General features: G+C 39.7%; 15 protein-coding genes. 10 read left to right on the forward strand and 5 right to left on the reverse strand.

Translation table 11 applies throughout. The annotated features are described in order from the left end of the window. Positions 1-57: 57 nt before the first annotated feature. The 4 genes from FEZ08_RS10225 to FEZ08_RS10240 all read left to right on the forward strand — a co-directional run bounded on the left by FEZ08_RS10225 (position 58) and on the right by FEZ08_RS10240 (position 3,694). Positions 58-735, forward strand: a complete 678-nt coding sequence (locus tag FEZ08_RS10225) for a response regulator transcription factor (protein ID WP_171015034.1) — start codon at positions 58-60, stop codon at positions 733-735. Further along, entirely contained in the window at positions 735-2,138 is a 1,404-nt protein-coding gene (locus FEZ08_RS10230; protein WP_138192036.1) for a sensor histidine kinase, read from the forward strand. The genes FEZ08_RS10225 and FEZ08_RS10230 overlap by 1 nt, the downstream gene beginning before the upstream one ends. After that, positions 2,131-2,844, forward strand: a complete 714-nt coding sequence (locus tag FEZ08_RS10235) for a hypothetical protein (RefSeq protein ID WP_138192038.1) — start codon at positions 2,131-2,133, stop codon at positions 2,842-2,844. The genes FEZ08_RS10230 and FEZ08_RS10235 overlap by 8 nt, the downstream gene beginning before the upstream one ends. Positions 2,845-2,950: 106 nt before the next feature. Next, positions 2,951-3,694 (forward strand): carboxymuconolactone decarboxylase family protein, encoded by a 744-nt coding sequence (locus FEZ08_RS10240; RefSeq protein ID WP_199288074.1) that lies wholly within the window; start codon positions 2,951-2,953, stop codon positions 3,692-3,694. Positions 3,695-3,740: 46 nt separating this feature from the next. On the opposite strand, the gene FEZ08_RS10245 is transcribed toward FEZ08_RS10240, so the two are convergent. Further along, entirely contained in the window at positions 3,741-4,121 is a 381-nt protein-coding gene (locus tag FEZ08_RS10245; protein ID WP_138192042.1) for a MerR family transcriptional regulator, read from the reverse strand. A 331-nt stretch (positions 4,122-4,452) separates the two neighbouring features. After that, positions 4,453-4,782 carry a winged helix-turn-helix transcriptional regulator gene (locus FEZ08_RS10250; protein ID WP_138192043.1) on the reverse strand — a complete coding sequence of 110 codons (330 nt, stop codon included), beginning with the start codon at positions 4,780-4,782 and terminating at the stop codon, positions 4,453-4,455. A gap of 153 nt (positions 4,783-4,935) precedes the next feature. Between FEZ08_RS10250 and FEZ08_RS10255 the strand changes: the two genes are divergently transcribed. Beyond that, a complete protein-coding gene (locus tag FEZ08_RS10255) occupies positions 4,936-5,571 on the forward strand; it encodes an NAD(P)-dependent oxidoreductase (protein ID WP_138192045.1) in 636 nt (211 codons plus the stop codon). A 41-nt stretch (positions 5,572-5,612) separates the two neighbouring features. Here the strand turns inward: FEZ08_RS10255 and FEZ08_RS10260 are convergent, their stop codons facing one another. From FEZ08_RS10260 to FEZ08_RS10270, 3 genes are read right to left on the reverse strand one after another with little or no spacing between them, the layout of a single operon-like run. Further along, positions 5,613-6,011 (reverse strand): hypothetical protein, encoded by a 399-nt coding sequence (locus tag FEZ08_RS10260; RefSeq protein ID WP_138192047.1) that lies wholly within the window; start codon positions 6,009-6,011, stop codon positions 5,613-5,615. A gap of 5 nt (positions 6,012-6,016) precedes the next feature. Then, positions 6,017-6,694 carry a response regulator transcription factor gene (locus FEZ08_RS10265; RefSeq protein WP_138192049.1) on the reverse strand — a complete coding sequence of 226 codons (678 nt, stop codon included), beginning with the start codon at positions 6,692-6,694 and terminating at the stop codon, positions 6,017-6,019. Continuing rightward, positions 6,691-7,878: a sensor histidine kinase gene (locus tag FEZ08_RS10270; protein WP_171015035.1), complete on the reverse strand. Its 1,188-nt coding sequence runs from the start codon at positions 7,876-7,878 to the stop codon at positions 6,691-6,693. Before FEZ08_RS10270 ends, FEZ08_RS10265 begins: the two co-directional genes overlap by 4 nt. A gap of 393 nt (positions 7,879-8,271) precedes the next feature. Here FEZ08_RS10270 and FEZ08_RS10275 point away from each other — a divergent pair, with 393 nt between their 5' ends. The 5 genes from FEZ08_RS10275 (at position 8,272) to FEZ08_RS10295 (ending at position 14,088) form a co-directional block, all read left to right on the forward strand. Then, complete coding sequence (locus tag FEZ08_RS10275; protein WP_138192053.1) at positions 8,272-9,723, forward strand: ABC transporter permease; 1,452 nt, start codon at positions 8,272-8,274, stop codon at positions 9,721-9,723. Between the two features lie 12 nt (positions 9,724-9,735). After that, entirely contained in the window at positions 9,736-10,410 is a 675-nt protein-coding gene (locus FEZ08_RS10280; protein WP_138192055.1) for an ABC transporter ATP-binding protein, read from the forward strand. Continuing rightward, positions 10,403-11,770: a PASTA domain-containing protein gene (locus FEZ08_RS10285; protein WP_171015036.1), complete on the forward strand. Its 1,368-nt coding sequence runs from the start codon at positions 10,403-10,405 to the stop codon at positions 11,768-11,770. The genes FEZ08_RS10280 and FEZ08_RS10285 overlap by 8 nt, the downstream gene beginning before the upstream one ends. Before the next feature lie 142 nt (positions 11,771-11,912). Further along, positions 11,913-13,019 (forward strand): GIY-YIG nuclease family protein, encoded by a 1,107-nt coding sequence (locus FEZ08_RS10290; protein WP_138192060.1) that lies wholly within the window; start codon positions 11,913-11,915, stop codon positions 13,017-13,019. Positions 13,020-13,086: 67 nt separating this feature from the next. Beyond that, positions 13,087-14,088, forward strand: a complete 1,002-nt coding sequence (locus FEZ08_RS10295; protein ID WP_138192062.1) for a D-2-hydroxyacid dehydrogenase — start codon at positions 13,087-13,089, stop codon at positions 14,086-14,088. Positions 14,089-14,184: the final 96 nt, after the last annotated feature.

Raw genomic sequence — 14,184 nt, forward strand, 5'->3', positions numbered from 1 at the left:
ATTGTTTATGGCCACTCTAAAATGAATATGAAGTATAAGGTAACGGGGGGGACACCGATGAAAAAAATATTATTTGTTGATGATGATGCTAAATATCAAATGCTGATAAAGGAATTACTTGAGCTTGATGGTTATGAGGTTCTAACAGCAAGCAATGCCATGGATGGCGTTGAAATATATAAAAACACTGATGATATCGATTTAGTTATTAGTGATTTAAAGATGCAAACAATTGATGGGTTGCAGCTACTTAGCATTATCAGAAAGTATAATAATCAGGCGAAAGTCATTATTTTGACTGGCTCTGATAATCCTCATGATGAATTGCTAGGGCTAGATTTACGAGCAAATGAATATCTGAAAAAGTCAATTGACATCTCGGTATTACTTAAAAGAATTCAATTAGTTCTTGAACAAACTGTTGAGATCAGCGGCCAAAATATTCTGACCAGCAATTTTGAGAATATTGTTGTTGATAAACAAAATTATAAAGTTCAAAAAAATGACATTTATTATGAATTAACTAAGACTGAGTTTGCTTTGTTAGTTTATTTTTTGGAGCATAAAAATGAAGTGCTGAACCGCGAAGACATACTCAAGGAAGTCTGGCGTATTTCAAATACTTTTGGTGATGATCGTGCTGTTGATACCTATGTAAAAAAACTGCGTTCAAAATTACGGATTTCAAGTATTTATACTGTTCGCGGTGTTGGTTATGAATGGGTTGAACGATAATGAATAATAAAAAAACAAGGAGACTATTTTATGTTTTGGCAATCGGTTATTTTGCAATCGTTGTTTTTTTAGTGTTCCTTATCTATCAGATGCCATTAATATATACCAATTTAAATACCCAGCATATTGAGAGCACTAAAACCGAGATTCAGACGGCAATTAATACTAAGACCGGGGAGGATTTGGCGACAAATCTTGCCCGTATTCAAGAACAAAATAATATGGAGTTAGTAGTGGTGACGCCGGAGGCGATTGTTTATTCCTCAATGCCTACTGCTGATTTTGCGATGCTAACAGAAATTTTTGATGGCCAAAACTTAAGCTACGAGGGTGCAAAATTATTTCAGGCAGAAGATGGCACCAGTTATCAAGTGTGGGTTGCTTTCTATAAAGTTGATTCCGAAGCCTTTTTTGCTAACATGCTGATTATCATGGTTATTAGTGTTGTTATTTTAACGATAATTATCGGTCTGCTTTTATTGGTTATCTTCCGCCAGTCAATTAAGCCATTGACACGATTACGTGATAACATCAATAAATTACGTGCTTATCGTTTGAAAGAATTACGTGGAGTAAATAATAGTGATGCTGATTATGATTTATTATCAAAGGCACTTGGCGAATTTACCGACGATTTGCAAGGGAAATTCGACACCATTGGTACAGAATATACGCTTTTGGAACAGCAGTTACAGGAAAAACAGGAGCTTTATCAAACAAAAATGCAGATGGTCCAGTCTTTAGTACATGATACTAAGGCACCAATCAGTATGGAATTGTTTTCGATTAAGCAGTTGAAAGAGGCACTTGGAGAATATCCTGAGCTTATCGCCAAACTAGATGGTATGCAACAAAATAACGAGGAACTTATGGCTGAAATTATCGATATGATGCATATTATTAAGGATAAAGAGAGCGAGATGATTTTGGAGAAAGAAATTGTTGACCTGGCGGAAGTCGTCCGCTCAACAATCCGTCGTTTTGATGCAGCTATCCAGGAAAAGAATCTTTTTTACTCAATAGATATGCCGCAAAAACTGCCAATACTCGTCAATAAAATTCAAATCAAGCAATTACTTTTCAATATCATTTCCAACGTTTGCCAATATACTGAAATTGATGGCGAATTTGAATTGGTGCTTTATGATGAAGATGAGCAGCTGCATATTATTGCTGCAAATGAGGTGCAGGATACTTCAAAGATTGATTTTGGTAAAGTGTTTGAACTCTTTTATCTACCGGAAGCAAATGACAATAATACGGCGACCGGTATTGGTATGTATACCATCAAGCACATGGTTGATATTTATAACGGTACGGCACGTTTTGAACCAAGCGAGAGTGGAGTTGTGCTGACAATTACTATTCCTAACCCAAAGGAACCGGGTGATAGCCATGCGTAAGAAGTTATTAGCAATACTTTGCCTTGTTCCGCTTCTTCTGTTCTTGCAGAACCTGCCGGTTCATGCAACAATCCCGACTTCGCGAGCCGAGGCCAGCGAAGCGGCGATGGCAGCGCTGGAGAAAATTGAAGACCGCGCCGGCACTTACGAAGTCAAGCTTGTTTATGAACAGAACGGCCGGACGATAACTGAGACAGTATTGATGACGATAACGGCCGCGAATACGGTTATCCAAGAACCAATTGCAATTGATGCGCAAAATGTTATTGTTGCGTTGGCGGATGTATCGCAAATGAGCGCTACTGACTGGATAACTTTAGCTCAAGCCCATGCATGGAACACACAGACGTTGGCAGACTTGAATGTTCAGGCAGATACCAGCAGCATTCAGAACAAGGTTGGTGTCTACCCGATTACTTTTGTAACTGATAATGGTGTTGCCACTACAATTCAAGCTGAAGTGCAGGATCTGACTGCGAGTGGTGAGAACGCGGCGGTTATTTACCAAGCTAATATGAAAAATGGCTGGCATGAAACCAGCTATCAGGAAAATAAATTTATGTGGGCCAACTTCGGTAACTGGTTTGATATTACCATTAGCGGCGTGTTGTTGCTGGGATTTGCGATTCCAATTACTATTTTAATTATTGAATATGTTGTAACAAAGCAAATTATTCAGAAGCTTATTGATGTGTTGGGGAAATAGAAAAACGGCCGCCTTTAGGGCGGCCGTTTTTAATCTTCTTCACAAAAAAAACTTGACTTGAAGTTCACTTCAGGTGATAAAATATAGTTGAATAGGAGTGATGGCGATGACGCGAAAAGATAAGTATCAAGAGAAGTTTCGTGAATTATTTGGTAGTTATCCGGAGCTGACTGGAAGCAGTGATCCGGAATTGATGGAAATTTTGCAGAAGATGATTTTTGGTGATGTTTTTAGTATTGGTGAGTTGGATGATCAGTTGCGTGAATTGATTACTGTTGTTTTACTAAGTGTGCAACAAGCTTTGCCACAGTTGCGCAGTCATGTCGGTGCTGCGTTGCGGATTGGTAATTCGCCCTTAGCGATTCGGGAGGCAATTTACCAATGTGCACCGTTTATTGGCTTTCCGCGGGTATTGAATGCAGTGAATACTATGAATGAAGTTTTTGCTGAGCAGGAGATAGCTTTGCCATTGGCGGCGAGTGCAACGGTGGATGAGGCATCGCGTCATGAACGCGGAGTGGCGATTCAGGGTGAGTTGTATGGCAGTGGCATGCGTGAGCGTTTTGCCAAGATGCCGGAAGAGTTGCGTGAACCATTGGTTGATTTGTTGACTGATGCTTGTTTTGGGGATTTCTACACCCGTGATGGGCTGGATACCCGGCAGCGTGAGCTTTTGGTGTTTTGTGGCTTGATAGCAATTGGTGCCGACTTTCAGATTGCTTCCCATGCTCGGGGTAATATGAAGGCAGGTAACAGCAGAGAGGTGCTAATGGCCGCAATTATCCACTGTATCCCATATATTGGTTTTCCATATGGGTTGAATGCATTAGCGATTGTGCAGGATTTATAACATTTTGGAGAAAGAGAAAAAAGCCGGAGCCAGAGGCTCCGGCTTTTTAATTTTTTACCGAGAGTTTATTTACTTTTTTGGTTATGTTGCCATAATTAGCTATTTTAGTATTAAGTCGTTCTAAAGTAGCGTTCATTTCAGCAATGTTTTCGGCAAGAATGTCACGCTGTTCAATTAAAAGTTGCTTACGGGTTGCTGCTGTATCTGGGCCTTGTTTATAGAGTGTCAGATATTCAATCAGCATTTCGATTGGCAAGCCGGCACTGCGCATGCAGACAGCAAAATCAACCCAGTAAATATCATCTTCGGTATAATCGCGGTTACCGCTGCTGTTTTTTTGAATGGCCGGTATCAACCCTATGCGTTCATAATAACGCAGCGTGTCAGCAGAAATATTATAAAGTTTTGCAACTTCGGAAATGGTCATTGTTTATCAGCTCCTTATTAATAATGATAACATCTGGAGTCAACTTCAAGTCAAGAAGAATTTACAATTATGATTAAAATAGTTGGAAAATGGTATTTTAGAATAGTTTTATGTATATTTGTTCACATTTCGTCAAAAATCAACTAAAAATACACTAAATATCCTTTGAACCGCTAAATGAACTGCGCTATAATAATAAACATAGATACATAAGTTGTCTATAACATACATTTGTTTATATCAACTCTAACCCCCCCACAGATTGGTATTTAGCAACACTTGTATGTAATATTTATGTGGAAAAGACTGCGGTTTGCAGTCTTTTCTTTTTTTATTCTATTTCTGCCATTTGACTTTTATATTGAGTTCCCCACTGATCCATAACATCAAGGATTGGTTGCAAACTGCGGCCAACCTCGGTTAACGAGTACTCAACTCGTGGTGGCACCTCAGCATACACTTTTCGATGCACCAGACCGGCTTCTTCCATTTCGCGTAAGTTGCTGGTTAGCACCTTTTGCGAAATCGAGCCAATTGATCTTTTAAGTTCACCAAAACGTTTGGTGTTGTCCATTAAATCGCGGAGGACAAGGAACTTCCATTTATTACCAATTAAGGTTAATGTTGTCTCAACCGGGCACGCTGGCAAATTATTTTTCATTTTATCACTCCATTTATCTTGATTCTAGCACAATAGTATCTAAAAGGATACTAGGTAACAAAAAAGTGCTTACTTTACTTTAGGTACTATTGTTGTATTATAGTATTGTAGACGAGTTATTTCAAGTCAAAAAAATTTATGGAGGTTTTAATTATGAAAATCGCAATTATCGGCGCAGCCGGAAAACAAGGTAGTTTATTAGTAGAGGAGGCGGTGCGTCGTGGTAATGACGTAACTGCAGTTGTTCGAGATCGCAATGAATTGAAGAATAAAGATATTGCTGTTATTGAAAAAGATTTATTTGAGCTTACTTATGAGGATGTTAAGGATTTTCCGGTAATTATTGATGCTTTTGGGGCTTGGACACCGGAAACATTACCGTTGCATCAAACTTCATTAAAACATTTAGCGGATATTTTAAGTGGTCATCCCAACCGTTTGTTAGTTGTTGGCGGTGCCGGCAGTTTATATGTTGATGAACAAAAGCAATTGCGCTTAATGGATAGCGAAGGTTTTCCTGATATGTTTAAACCATTAGCAAGTAATATGGGGGCTGCTTTTGATGCCTTGCAACAACGTGATGATGTGCAGTGGACGTATTTGAGTCCGGCGGCCGATTTTGTCGCCGACGGGGCACGCACCGGAGCATATAAAAGCGGTGGCGATGTGGTGATGGTCAATAGTAATAATGAGAGCCAAATCAGTTATGCAGATTATGCTATTGCGATGATTGACGAAGCAGAAAACGGACAACATATTCAAAAACGATTTACTGTTGTTTCTTTATAGGTGAAATTGAAAAACCCGCACGGTTTGCGTGCGGGTTTTTTTTATTCTTTCGAAAAAGAGATTTTGGTTTTTATAAATTTTTGCAAGCGTTCATTGTGTTGCTTTTCGATATATCTGATTGGTAATTGTGCGCTTGCCATATCATTCACCAGTTGGTCACATAGTTCGTAGATAGAGGCTTGATCAGTTTCGTGGATAGCGGTATTGGGGTTGGCAATGTGAATCAGGGCGATAAATTGTTCTTGCAGCTGTTGCAGGGCAACGAGTTGTTCATGGGCGCTGAGGCGGTTAAGTTGTTGGCGCAGTTGTTCGATTGCCTGAATTGTTGCTGAGGTGAAATTGGTTGGCTGGTTATCAAGCAGGAAGATGTTTTTAAATGCAGTTGTTTGGGTGTTATTGCGGATGCCATTTAAGACAATTTGAAAGTCGGGGTACATCATGTATATCACTCCTGTTCTTTAAGGATATAGTAGCCGCTGCCTTTTTTGTTTTCAATGAGTTCAACGCCGGCGGCAAGACGTAGCTTGCGGCGCAGGTTGCTGAGATGGACACGAACACTGTTGCTGAATGGATCAGCGAATTCGTCAAAGCAATGTTCAATAATTGTTTCAAGTGAAACGACGCTTGGATCTGAATAAGCAATGAAATGCAAGATATCGAATTCTTTTTTGGTAAGTATTATTGGTAGTCCATTATAGGTAACGGTGCGAGTCTTGGTATTTATTTCCAAACCGTTTATTTGAATGGTGTCAGAATTGACATTGTAGCGGCGCCGGGTCAAAGCATTGACCCGGGAAAAGAGCTCGCGGAAATCGAATGGTTTAACCAGATAATCATCGGCACCGATATCAAGGCCGGTGATTTTATCGTTGATGGTATCTTTGGCAGTTAGCATAATAATTGGCACATTGATATTTTGTGCCCGGGCATTTTTGCAAACTTCGAGGCCATTCATTAATGGCAAGTTGATATCAAGAATAATGCTGTCATATTCATATGTAAAGATAAGGTCAAGTGCGGTCTCGCCATCGAAGGCAGCATCAACTGCAAAGCCGCGGTCACGAAAGCCGAGGCAGAGCATGTCATTAATTCCTTTTTCGTCTTCTACTACTAAGAGTCTCATTGAATATCCTCCTTAGCCATAATAAATTCAATATGGAATGTTGTCTGTTCTATGTCACTGGTAACGCTGATTGTGCCCTGGCATTGTTCAATAGATTTTTTTACAAAGCTAAGACCAAGGCCAACACCGTCGTCTGATTTAGTGAAGAATGGCTGCCAGATTTGTTCTAGCATTTCATCTGCAATCGGGTTACCGGTATTGATGATATCAAGACGAATTATTTTGTCTTCAAAGGTATCAAGATTAATAATAACTTGATTATTATCGGCGTGTCGTAACCCATTGTTAACCAGATTAATAACAGCTCGTTCTATCAATGCAGACTTTCCATAAGTCATATAGTTTTCGCTTTCAACAAAGTTAAAAATGACATCTTTTTGAGCAGTACTGTATTGATCGCAAATCGAAGCAACAATCTCGGCAATGTTAACTGGCTCAAGTTCTGGCTCAGTATCGTTAAGATGGGCATAGTCAAGTAACTCATCCAGGACAGGTTTGAAGTTATTAATGTCGCTGCGAATTTCTTCAATGGCAGCTTTGGCATCGCTTTGACCTAGAATTTCGCTTTTGGCCGATAATAAGGTTAGGAAGTTGCGCAATTCATGAGAAGTGTATGCGGCAAATTCATTCTTTTCGGCAATCATTTGCTGCTCTTTCTCGTAAAGAGCAGCGTACTCTTCCTGCAAAGGCTGCAGCTCAGAATAGATTGGTGCATCTTCTAATTTAATAATTTGGTCAGTTTGTTGGATGAGCGGTGAGATTAATCGGTTGGACAGGAATCGGGTAACCATGAAACTGATGATTGACAGGACGAGAACCATTGCCGTTCCCCATATAGCAATTTGAATGTAGATATCATAAGAGACGAGTGCGGTTGCACCATTGACAATTACGCTAATACTCTCCATTTCTTCAAGACTAGGTTCAGTGTTGGTTGCGCTGTTGCTTTCTATCTGGCTGATATGGGTTTCTTCTACAGGTACCAATACGCCATTTTCATCAACAGCAAATACATTGCCTTGGGCATCGGTCACAATTTCCGGCGGACCAATGGTTGTGGCAAGTTCCTCGGCTGATAAAAAGTCAACTAACTGGGTTTGTACGTTAACAGTAAAAATTCCTGATTCGGCTAAATAGACAATCCCGAGATAGAAGGCAATTAATATAATAAAGGTCATCGCCATAAAGACGAGACTGATCCGGTTTTTAAATGCTTTTTTCTTTTTCATTGAAGAGCACGCTCCTTATAATGCTTTTATTATAACACAGCAATATAAAGTTATTGTAAAGAGGGGTGGTTGGTTCTTCATATGTTCTTAACATGAACTAGGTAAAATAAAAATGCTGACGGACTTCATTGTAGATAGCTACAGGGATTAACCGTAATTGAGAAGGTTTTATTTTATATAAAGAAACTATAAAGACGAGCCGACATATAACTTAATTCTGAAAATGCTACTATGAGGGAGTCAAAACAGTATATGTGACAAAGGCAATCTGAAGCATTGCCAGGGAATCCGTCGAACTTGGAGAAAGTAAAGTCCGACGAATTCAAAATTTTAAGGAGGTTTTGATTCATGAATTTTGCGAAAAGAGCTTTTACAAGTATTATTCGCCGACCGGGAAAATCAGCAATATTATTAATTTTGGTGTTTATCCTTGGGAATATTATTGCCGGTGCGGTATCAATACAACAGGCAGTTACTCAGACGGAGGCGTCAATTCGTCAAGGAATTGGTGCAGTCTCAACAATAGAGCTTGATTATAATAAGCTTATGAATATGAGTCAGGAAGAACAGCAAAATATGAATTATTTGCCGCTTTCGACAATTGAAGAACTGGGTAAGTCGCCTTATGTAAAGTATTATGATTATAATGCTGTTGGATATTTGAACAGTGATTCATTAAAGCCGTATCAGGCAGAAAATAATGAGAGCGGAAATGTGGTTGTCAGTGGTAATCAAGGGTTTAGCACCAAGGGCGTTCAGTATCATGAAATGTTGCCGTTTAAAGAAGGAAACGGAAAACTGCTTGAAGGTCGCACGTTCACTGAATCAGAAGTGAAAAATGGCAGTAAGGTGGCATTGGTTACCAAGCAAATGGCTGAGGCTAATAATTTGCGCATCGGTGATAAAATTACCATGAAAAATAATGTGTATAATTATAACAACATGCCTCAAGATGGTAGCATGCCAGCACCAATTGCCAGTGAAGAAGTTGAGTTAGAAATAATTGGTATTTATGAGCCTAAACAAAAAGTTGAAAAAGATGATAAAACTGGAATGACTTCATTTATGAATGAAGAGTTAATCAATACTATATATGTACCAAATAAAGTGGTTCTTGAAAATGAAGCTTTTGCTAATGCTGAAATGGAAAAAATTGGTGAAAAACCAACAGAATCATTCTATCAGCCAGTGTATGTTTTAAATGATGCCAATGATTTGGATGCGTTCCGCAAAGAAGCAGAGGCGCTTATTCCCGATACATATAAAGTTAGTGATGGTAACGATCAAGTTGCCAGCATTGCCGGGCCATTATTAACAATTAAATGGATTGCCGGAATTGTTCTCTATGTGGCAGTTGGTGCTACTTTAGTTATTTTGAGTTTGTTAATTACTTTGTTCTTACGTGATCGGAAACATGAAATTGGTATTTATTTATCACTTGGTGAAAAGCGTGTAAAAGTTGCAATGCAAATTATTATTGAAACAGTATCAATTGCTTTAATTGCCATTACCCTTGCATTATTCAGTGGGAATTTACTTGCTCAAGGAATTTCGCAAACAATGTTAACCAATCAGCTTACTGCTGAACAACAACAAGACAATGCCGGAATGATTTTCGATATGCCGAATGGTTATGAGAGTGATATGACTAAAGAAGATGTTGCCGATGCCTATAAAGTAAGTCTGGATGGAAATGTAATTATTGCTTTCTATGTTGTCGGACTTGGAGCGGTGTTTATTTCAACATTAGTACCAATTCTCTATATTGTTAGGTTAAACCCTAAAAAAATTATGTTATAAGGAGTGAACAAAATGAGTATTATTCAAACAGAATCAATTAGCTATTATTATCAGGATGGGGATCGACGTCGCTTCATATTGCGCGACCTCGATTCTGCCTTCGAAAAAGGTTCATTTTATAGTATTCTTGGTCACTCCGGATCAGGAAAAACAACCTTTCTTTCATTAATCAGCGCATTGGATATGCCTAAAGAAGGAAAAGTGCTCTATGATGGAACTGATATTAAAACAATCGGTTATGAAAAATATCGTCGCAATAAAATTGGTATTATCTTTCAATCATATAATTTAATTCCATATATGACGGCAGTAGAAAACGTTATGGTTGCGATGAGTATTACCGATAATGAATTACCAAAGAATCAAAAAGAAGTTGCCTATAATCTTTTAGATTATATTGGTATCACCAAAGCAAAAGCTGATCGCCTGGTTACTAAATTATCTGGTGGTGAGCAGCAACGGGTGGCGATTGCCCGTTCGCTTTCAACAAATGTTGATGTTATTCTTGCTGATGAGCCGACCGGAAACTTGGATGAAGGTATGGAGCAGGAAATTATTGATATCTTTAAAGATTTAGCTCACGATCATAATAAATGTGTTATCGTAGTTACGCACTCGAATGAGATTGCGGCACAGTCAGATATCATTTATAAACTTCATGAAGGACAATTTATTGATAATGAGTAGTTTTCTAAACAGTTTTGATAATGACAACTATGATGAAACCCGAACTTCCAAAAAAACATCTGATAAGAAGAAAAGTGAGCAGAATGATGCTATTTTGGATGTAGCGGATTTAGACGACAAATCAAAAACAGATACGAAGCCAAAGTTGAGGAATAATGGTAAAAGAAGTCAACGTTCAGTTGAACAACCAGAGCATGATAAACGTGATGGTATTGAAGAGGTGGATACAGATTACCGTAAAAAGAAAATTATTAAATATAGCGCAGTTGGTGGATCGGTTGTAGCTGTACTACTTATAGGTGTACTTACTTTCTTTTTGCTCAATCAAGTGACAGTGAAGAGTTTTGTTAATACCCCGATTAATGATGCCAAGACTTGGGCTCTGCAAAATAATATTAACCTTGAGACCGAATATGTATATGACAAACAGTATGATGAAAATGTAATCACTGAACAAGATATTCCGGCGGACTCTAATGTCCAGAAAGGTTCAACAATTAAAGTGAAAATCAGCAAAGGTGCTGATCCGGAAGAATTAATTAAGATTCCTGATTTTTCAAAAATGAATACCAGTCAAATTGAAGCCTGGGTTGCCGAGAACAAAGCGAGCAATGTCAAAATCGTAAAACAATATGACGACAAGATTGCTAACGGCACATTTATGAGTATGGAATATAAGGACAAAAGTGTTACCGCAACAACATATAAACGAAAAGACATTTTAACAGTTACGGTTTCAAAAGGAAAAGAAGTCTTTGAGAAAAACATTGCCGTTCCTGACTTTGCCAATAAATCAAAAGCAGAAGTTGAAGCATGGGCTAAAACGAACTTAATCGAAATGACTTATGAAGAAGCTGGTTCAGACTCAATTATGGAAGGTATGGTTATTTCGCAAAGTGTAAAATCAGGTGATAAGATTGCCAAAAAAGACAAGATGACAGTTACTATATCCAAAGGGAAAGCATCTGTTGTTCCATGGTTTGGCGATGCCAGTAGCCAAACCGCGGCTGACTTAGGTGCCAAAAATGACCTGCAAGTATCGGTCCGTACTGAATACAGTGATAGTGTTGCTTATGGTGAATTAATCTGGCAATCAGTTTCAAGCGGGACATACTTATATGGAACCGATAAGAAAGTAGAAGTTGTTTATTCAGAAGGCCGTCCATACATGAGTTTAATTGGTCAAAAGGAAAATAGCATTGCACCATACTTCTTCGATTTCAAAAGCAAGGGTGCTAATATCACATATTCAATTAAATACGTAAACTCCGATCAGCCTAAAGGAACCGTAGTTTGGACTTCAAAAGATAGTCAGTATTTAGGTATGAATGATCATATCGAAGTACATGTCGCAAAATAATTTTTTTGATAAAATAAGAACCCGGCCGGCGGTTGGCGCCGGTCGGGTTCACGGAAAAGGCACCTCATCCCTACCTGATGAGGTGCCTTTTCTTTTCCTCAAAATTCAGCTATAATAAGGCAATAAGGAATGGTTGGATAGTATGTATTTTATTTATATTTTGGAGTGTGCTGATAAGACTTTGTATACTGGATTTACGAATGATTTGGCTAAGCGATTGGCGACGCATAATTCCGGCAAAGGGGCTAAGTATACCCGAGCAAGATTACCGGTGCAAATGGTGTATAGCGAGCGGTTTGTTGATAAGGTTGCAGCACAGCAACGGGAATATCAAGTGAAACAATTATCGCGGCGAGAAAAGCTAGATTTAATTGCTCAAGGAAATCCTGAGGAGCTCGCTATTGGTCAGGTGATTGCTGCTGGCAGCCGACACACGCTTGTTTTACAGGATGATGGCAGCGTAGTTGCTGTCGGTGATAATAAATCCGGGCAGTGTGATGTTGAGGACTGGCAGCACGTTGTTAGTCTGGCAGCCGGAAATGTGCATCGGGCAACGAATACCGGTAATGCTCATAGTGTTGGTTTGCGGTTTGATGGCACTGTCATTGCGTGTGGCTGGAATAAGCATGGGCAATGTGATGTAGGTGCTTGGCGCAATATTGTTGATGTGACTGCGGGTTGGCGGCGCACTGTTGGTTTGCAGGCAGACGGGCAAGTTGTTGCGGTTGGTCGCAATAACGATGGTGAGTGTGATGTTGCGAATTGGCAGAATATTGTAGCGATTGCAGCCGGAGATTGGCATACTTTGGGCGTTTGTGCGGATGGTCATGTGCTTGCAACCGGTAATAATCGCTATGGTCAGTGTGCTGTGGATGACTGGAAACATGTGCAGGCCGTCAGCGCTGGTTATTTGCATAGCGTTGGGTTGTTGGAAGATGGCAGCGTGATTGCCAGCGGGCGCAATGACGAAGGTCAGTGCGCCATTGGTGATTGGCAGGATATTGTGGCAGTTGCAGCCGGTTCTAAGCATACTTTGGGATTGAAGGCTGATGGTACAGTTGTTGCGACTGGCGACAACCAGTTTGGGCAATGTGATGTTGGCGCTTGGCAGGGTATTGTGACGATAGCCGCCGGCTGCGGACATTCCGTCGGAATAAAAGCTGATGGCGGTGTGGTTGCTGTTGGTGACAATGAATATGGTCAGATTAACGTTGCTGAATGGCAAGCGGCTAAGATTTCGAATGTATAGCTTATCATTCATTTAATACCTATTTTTATAAAAATTCCGCTATAATAGATATAAGGAGTGAAACACTATGAAAATAATTATGTATTCGGTGAGAAGTGAAGAACAACCATTTATTGATATATATGCGGCAGCGCATCCTGATTTGCAGATTGAAACTCATGCCGAGGTGTTGACTCAGGAAAATATTGAATGGGCAAAAGGCAGTGATGCAGTATGTATATTGCCACGAGGACCGGTAACCCGGGATATGTTTGCCCGATTGCATGCATTCGGTATTCATATTTTTGCAACCCGTTCAGTTGGCTATGAAACTTTTGATTTAGTCGCAGCGCGTGAATTTGGAATTACGATTACCAATGTGCCAAGCTATTCTCCAAGTGCAATCGCTGAATTTGCGGTGGCACTCACTTTAGATTTATTTAGAAATACACGGTCACTTTATCGCCGGGTTGAACAGCAAAATTTTGTTTGGCAGGGACTTATGGGCCGCGAGATTAATGGCCAAACTGTCGGTATTGTCGGCACCGGACATATTGGTGCGGTGGCCGCGAAAGCTTTTGCTGGCTTTGGCGCTCAAGTGATTGCTTATGATAAATATCCAAAGGCTGAACTGAGCGAAAGCGGATTGTTGACTTATGTTGATTCGCTGGATGAATTGTTTGCAGCTGCAGACATTATTTCTTTCCATTGTCCATTAACTCCGGAAAATACTGGATGCGTCAATGATGATTCAATTAAACTGATGAAAGATGGCGTTCATATCATCAATACTGCTCGCGGTAAGTTGATTGATTCAAAAGCGCTTTTAGCTGGGTTGCGTTCAGGTAAAGTTGCCGGCGCAGCGCTTGATGTATATGATAATGAAGCTCCTTATTATGGTCAGGATTGGAATGGCAAGGAAATTGAAGATGAGACGCTGAATGCATTTTTGGCTATGGACAATGTGCTGATTACGCCGCATGTTGCTTTCTATACTCATGTAGCAATTCAAAATATGGTTGATATTGCGCTTAATAGTGTGCTTGAGGTTGCTCAGACAGGTACCAGCAGAAATATTGTGCAAGGGTAGTTTTAGAGTGAAAGGTGGAAACACGGAATCCCGCGGGGATTCCGTGTTTCTTTCTTTTTCCCGATATGGTAAAATAGGAGAGATGAAAGCAGAGGG

Source organism: Culicoidibacter larvae, assembly GCF_005771635.1.
Taxonomy (GTDB): Bacteria; Bacillota_I; Bacilli_A; order Culicoidibacterales; family Culicoidibacteraceae; genus Culicoidibacter; species Culicoidibacter larvae.

Excerpts from the sequence above, each read along its gene's own strand:
- FEZ08_RS10225 (WP_171015034.1), top strand. The coding sequence starts at position 58 with ATGAAAAAAATATTATTTGTTGATGATGATGCTAAATATCAAATGCTG.
- FEZ08_RS10230 (WP_138192036.1), top strand. The coding sequence starts at position 735 with ATGAATAATAAAAAAACAAGGAGACTATTTTATGTTTTGGCAATCGGT.
- FEZ08_RS10235 (WP_138192038.1), top strand. The coding sequence starts at position 2,131 with ATGCGTAAGAAGTTATTAGCAATACTTTGCCTTGTTCCGCTTCTTCTG.
- FEZ08_RS10240 (WP_199288074.1), top strand. The coding sequence starts at position 2,951 with ATGACGCGAAAAGATAAGTATCAAGAGAAGTTTCGTGAATTATTTGGT.
- FEZ08_RS10245 (WP_138192042.1), bottom strand. The coding sequence starts at position 4,121 with ATGACCATTTCCGAAGTTGCAAAACTTTATAATATTTCTGCTGACACG.
- FEZ08_RS10250 (WP_138192043.1), bottom strand. The coding sequence starts at position 4,782 with ATGAAAAATAATTTGCCAGCGTGCCCGGTTGAGACAACATTAACCTTA.
- FEZ08_RS10255 (WP_138192045.1), top strand. The coding sequence starts at position 4,936 with ATGAAAATCGCAATTATCGGCGCAGCCGGAAAACAAGGTAGTTTATTA.
- FEZ08_RS10260 (WP_138192047.1), bottom strand. The coding sequence starts at position 6,011 with ATGATGTACCCCGACTTTCAAATTGTCTTAAATGGCATCCGCAATAAC.
- FEZ08_RS10265 (WP_138192049.1), bottom strand. The coding sequence starts at position 6,694 with ATGAGACTCTTAGTAGTAGAAGACGAAAAAGGAATTAATGACATGCTC.
- FEZ08_RS10270 (WP_171015035.1), bottom strand. The coding sequence starts at position 7,878 with ATGGCGATGACCTTTATTATATTAATTGCCTTCTATCTCGGGATTGTC.
- FEZ08_RS10275 (WP_138192053.1), top strand. The coding sequence starts at position 8,272 with ATGAATTTTGCGAAAAGAGCTTTTACAAGTATTATTCGCCGACCGGGA.
- FEZ08_RS10280 (WP_138192055.1), top strand. The coding sequence starts at position 9,736 with ATGAGTATTATTCAAACAGAATCAATTAGCTATTATTATCAGGATGGG.
- FEZ08_RS10285 (WP_171015036.1), top strand. The coding sequence starts at position 10,403 with ATGAGTAGTTTTCTAAACAGTTTTGATAATGACAACTATGATGAAACC.
- FEZ08_RS10290 (WP_138192060.1), top strand. The coding sequence starts at position 11,913 with ATGTATTTTATTTATATTTTGGAGTGTGCTGATAAGACTTTGTATACT.
- FEZ08_RS10295 (WP_138192062.1), top strand. The coding sequence starts at position 13,087 with ATGAAAATAATTATGTATTCGGTGAGAAGTGAAGAACAACCATTTATT.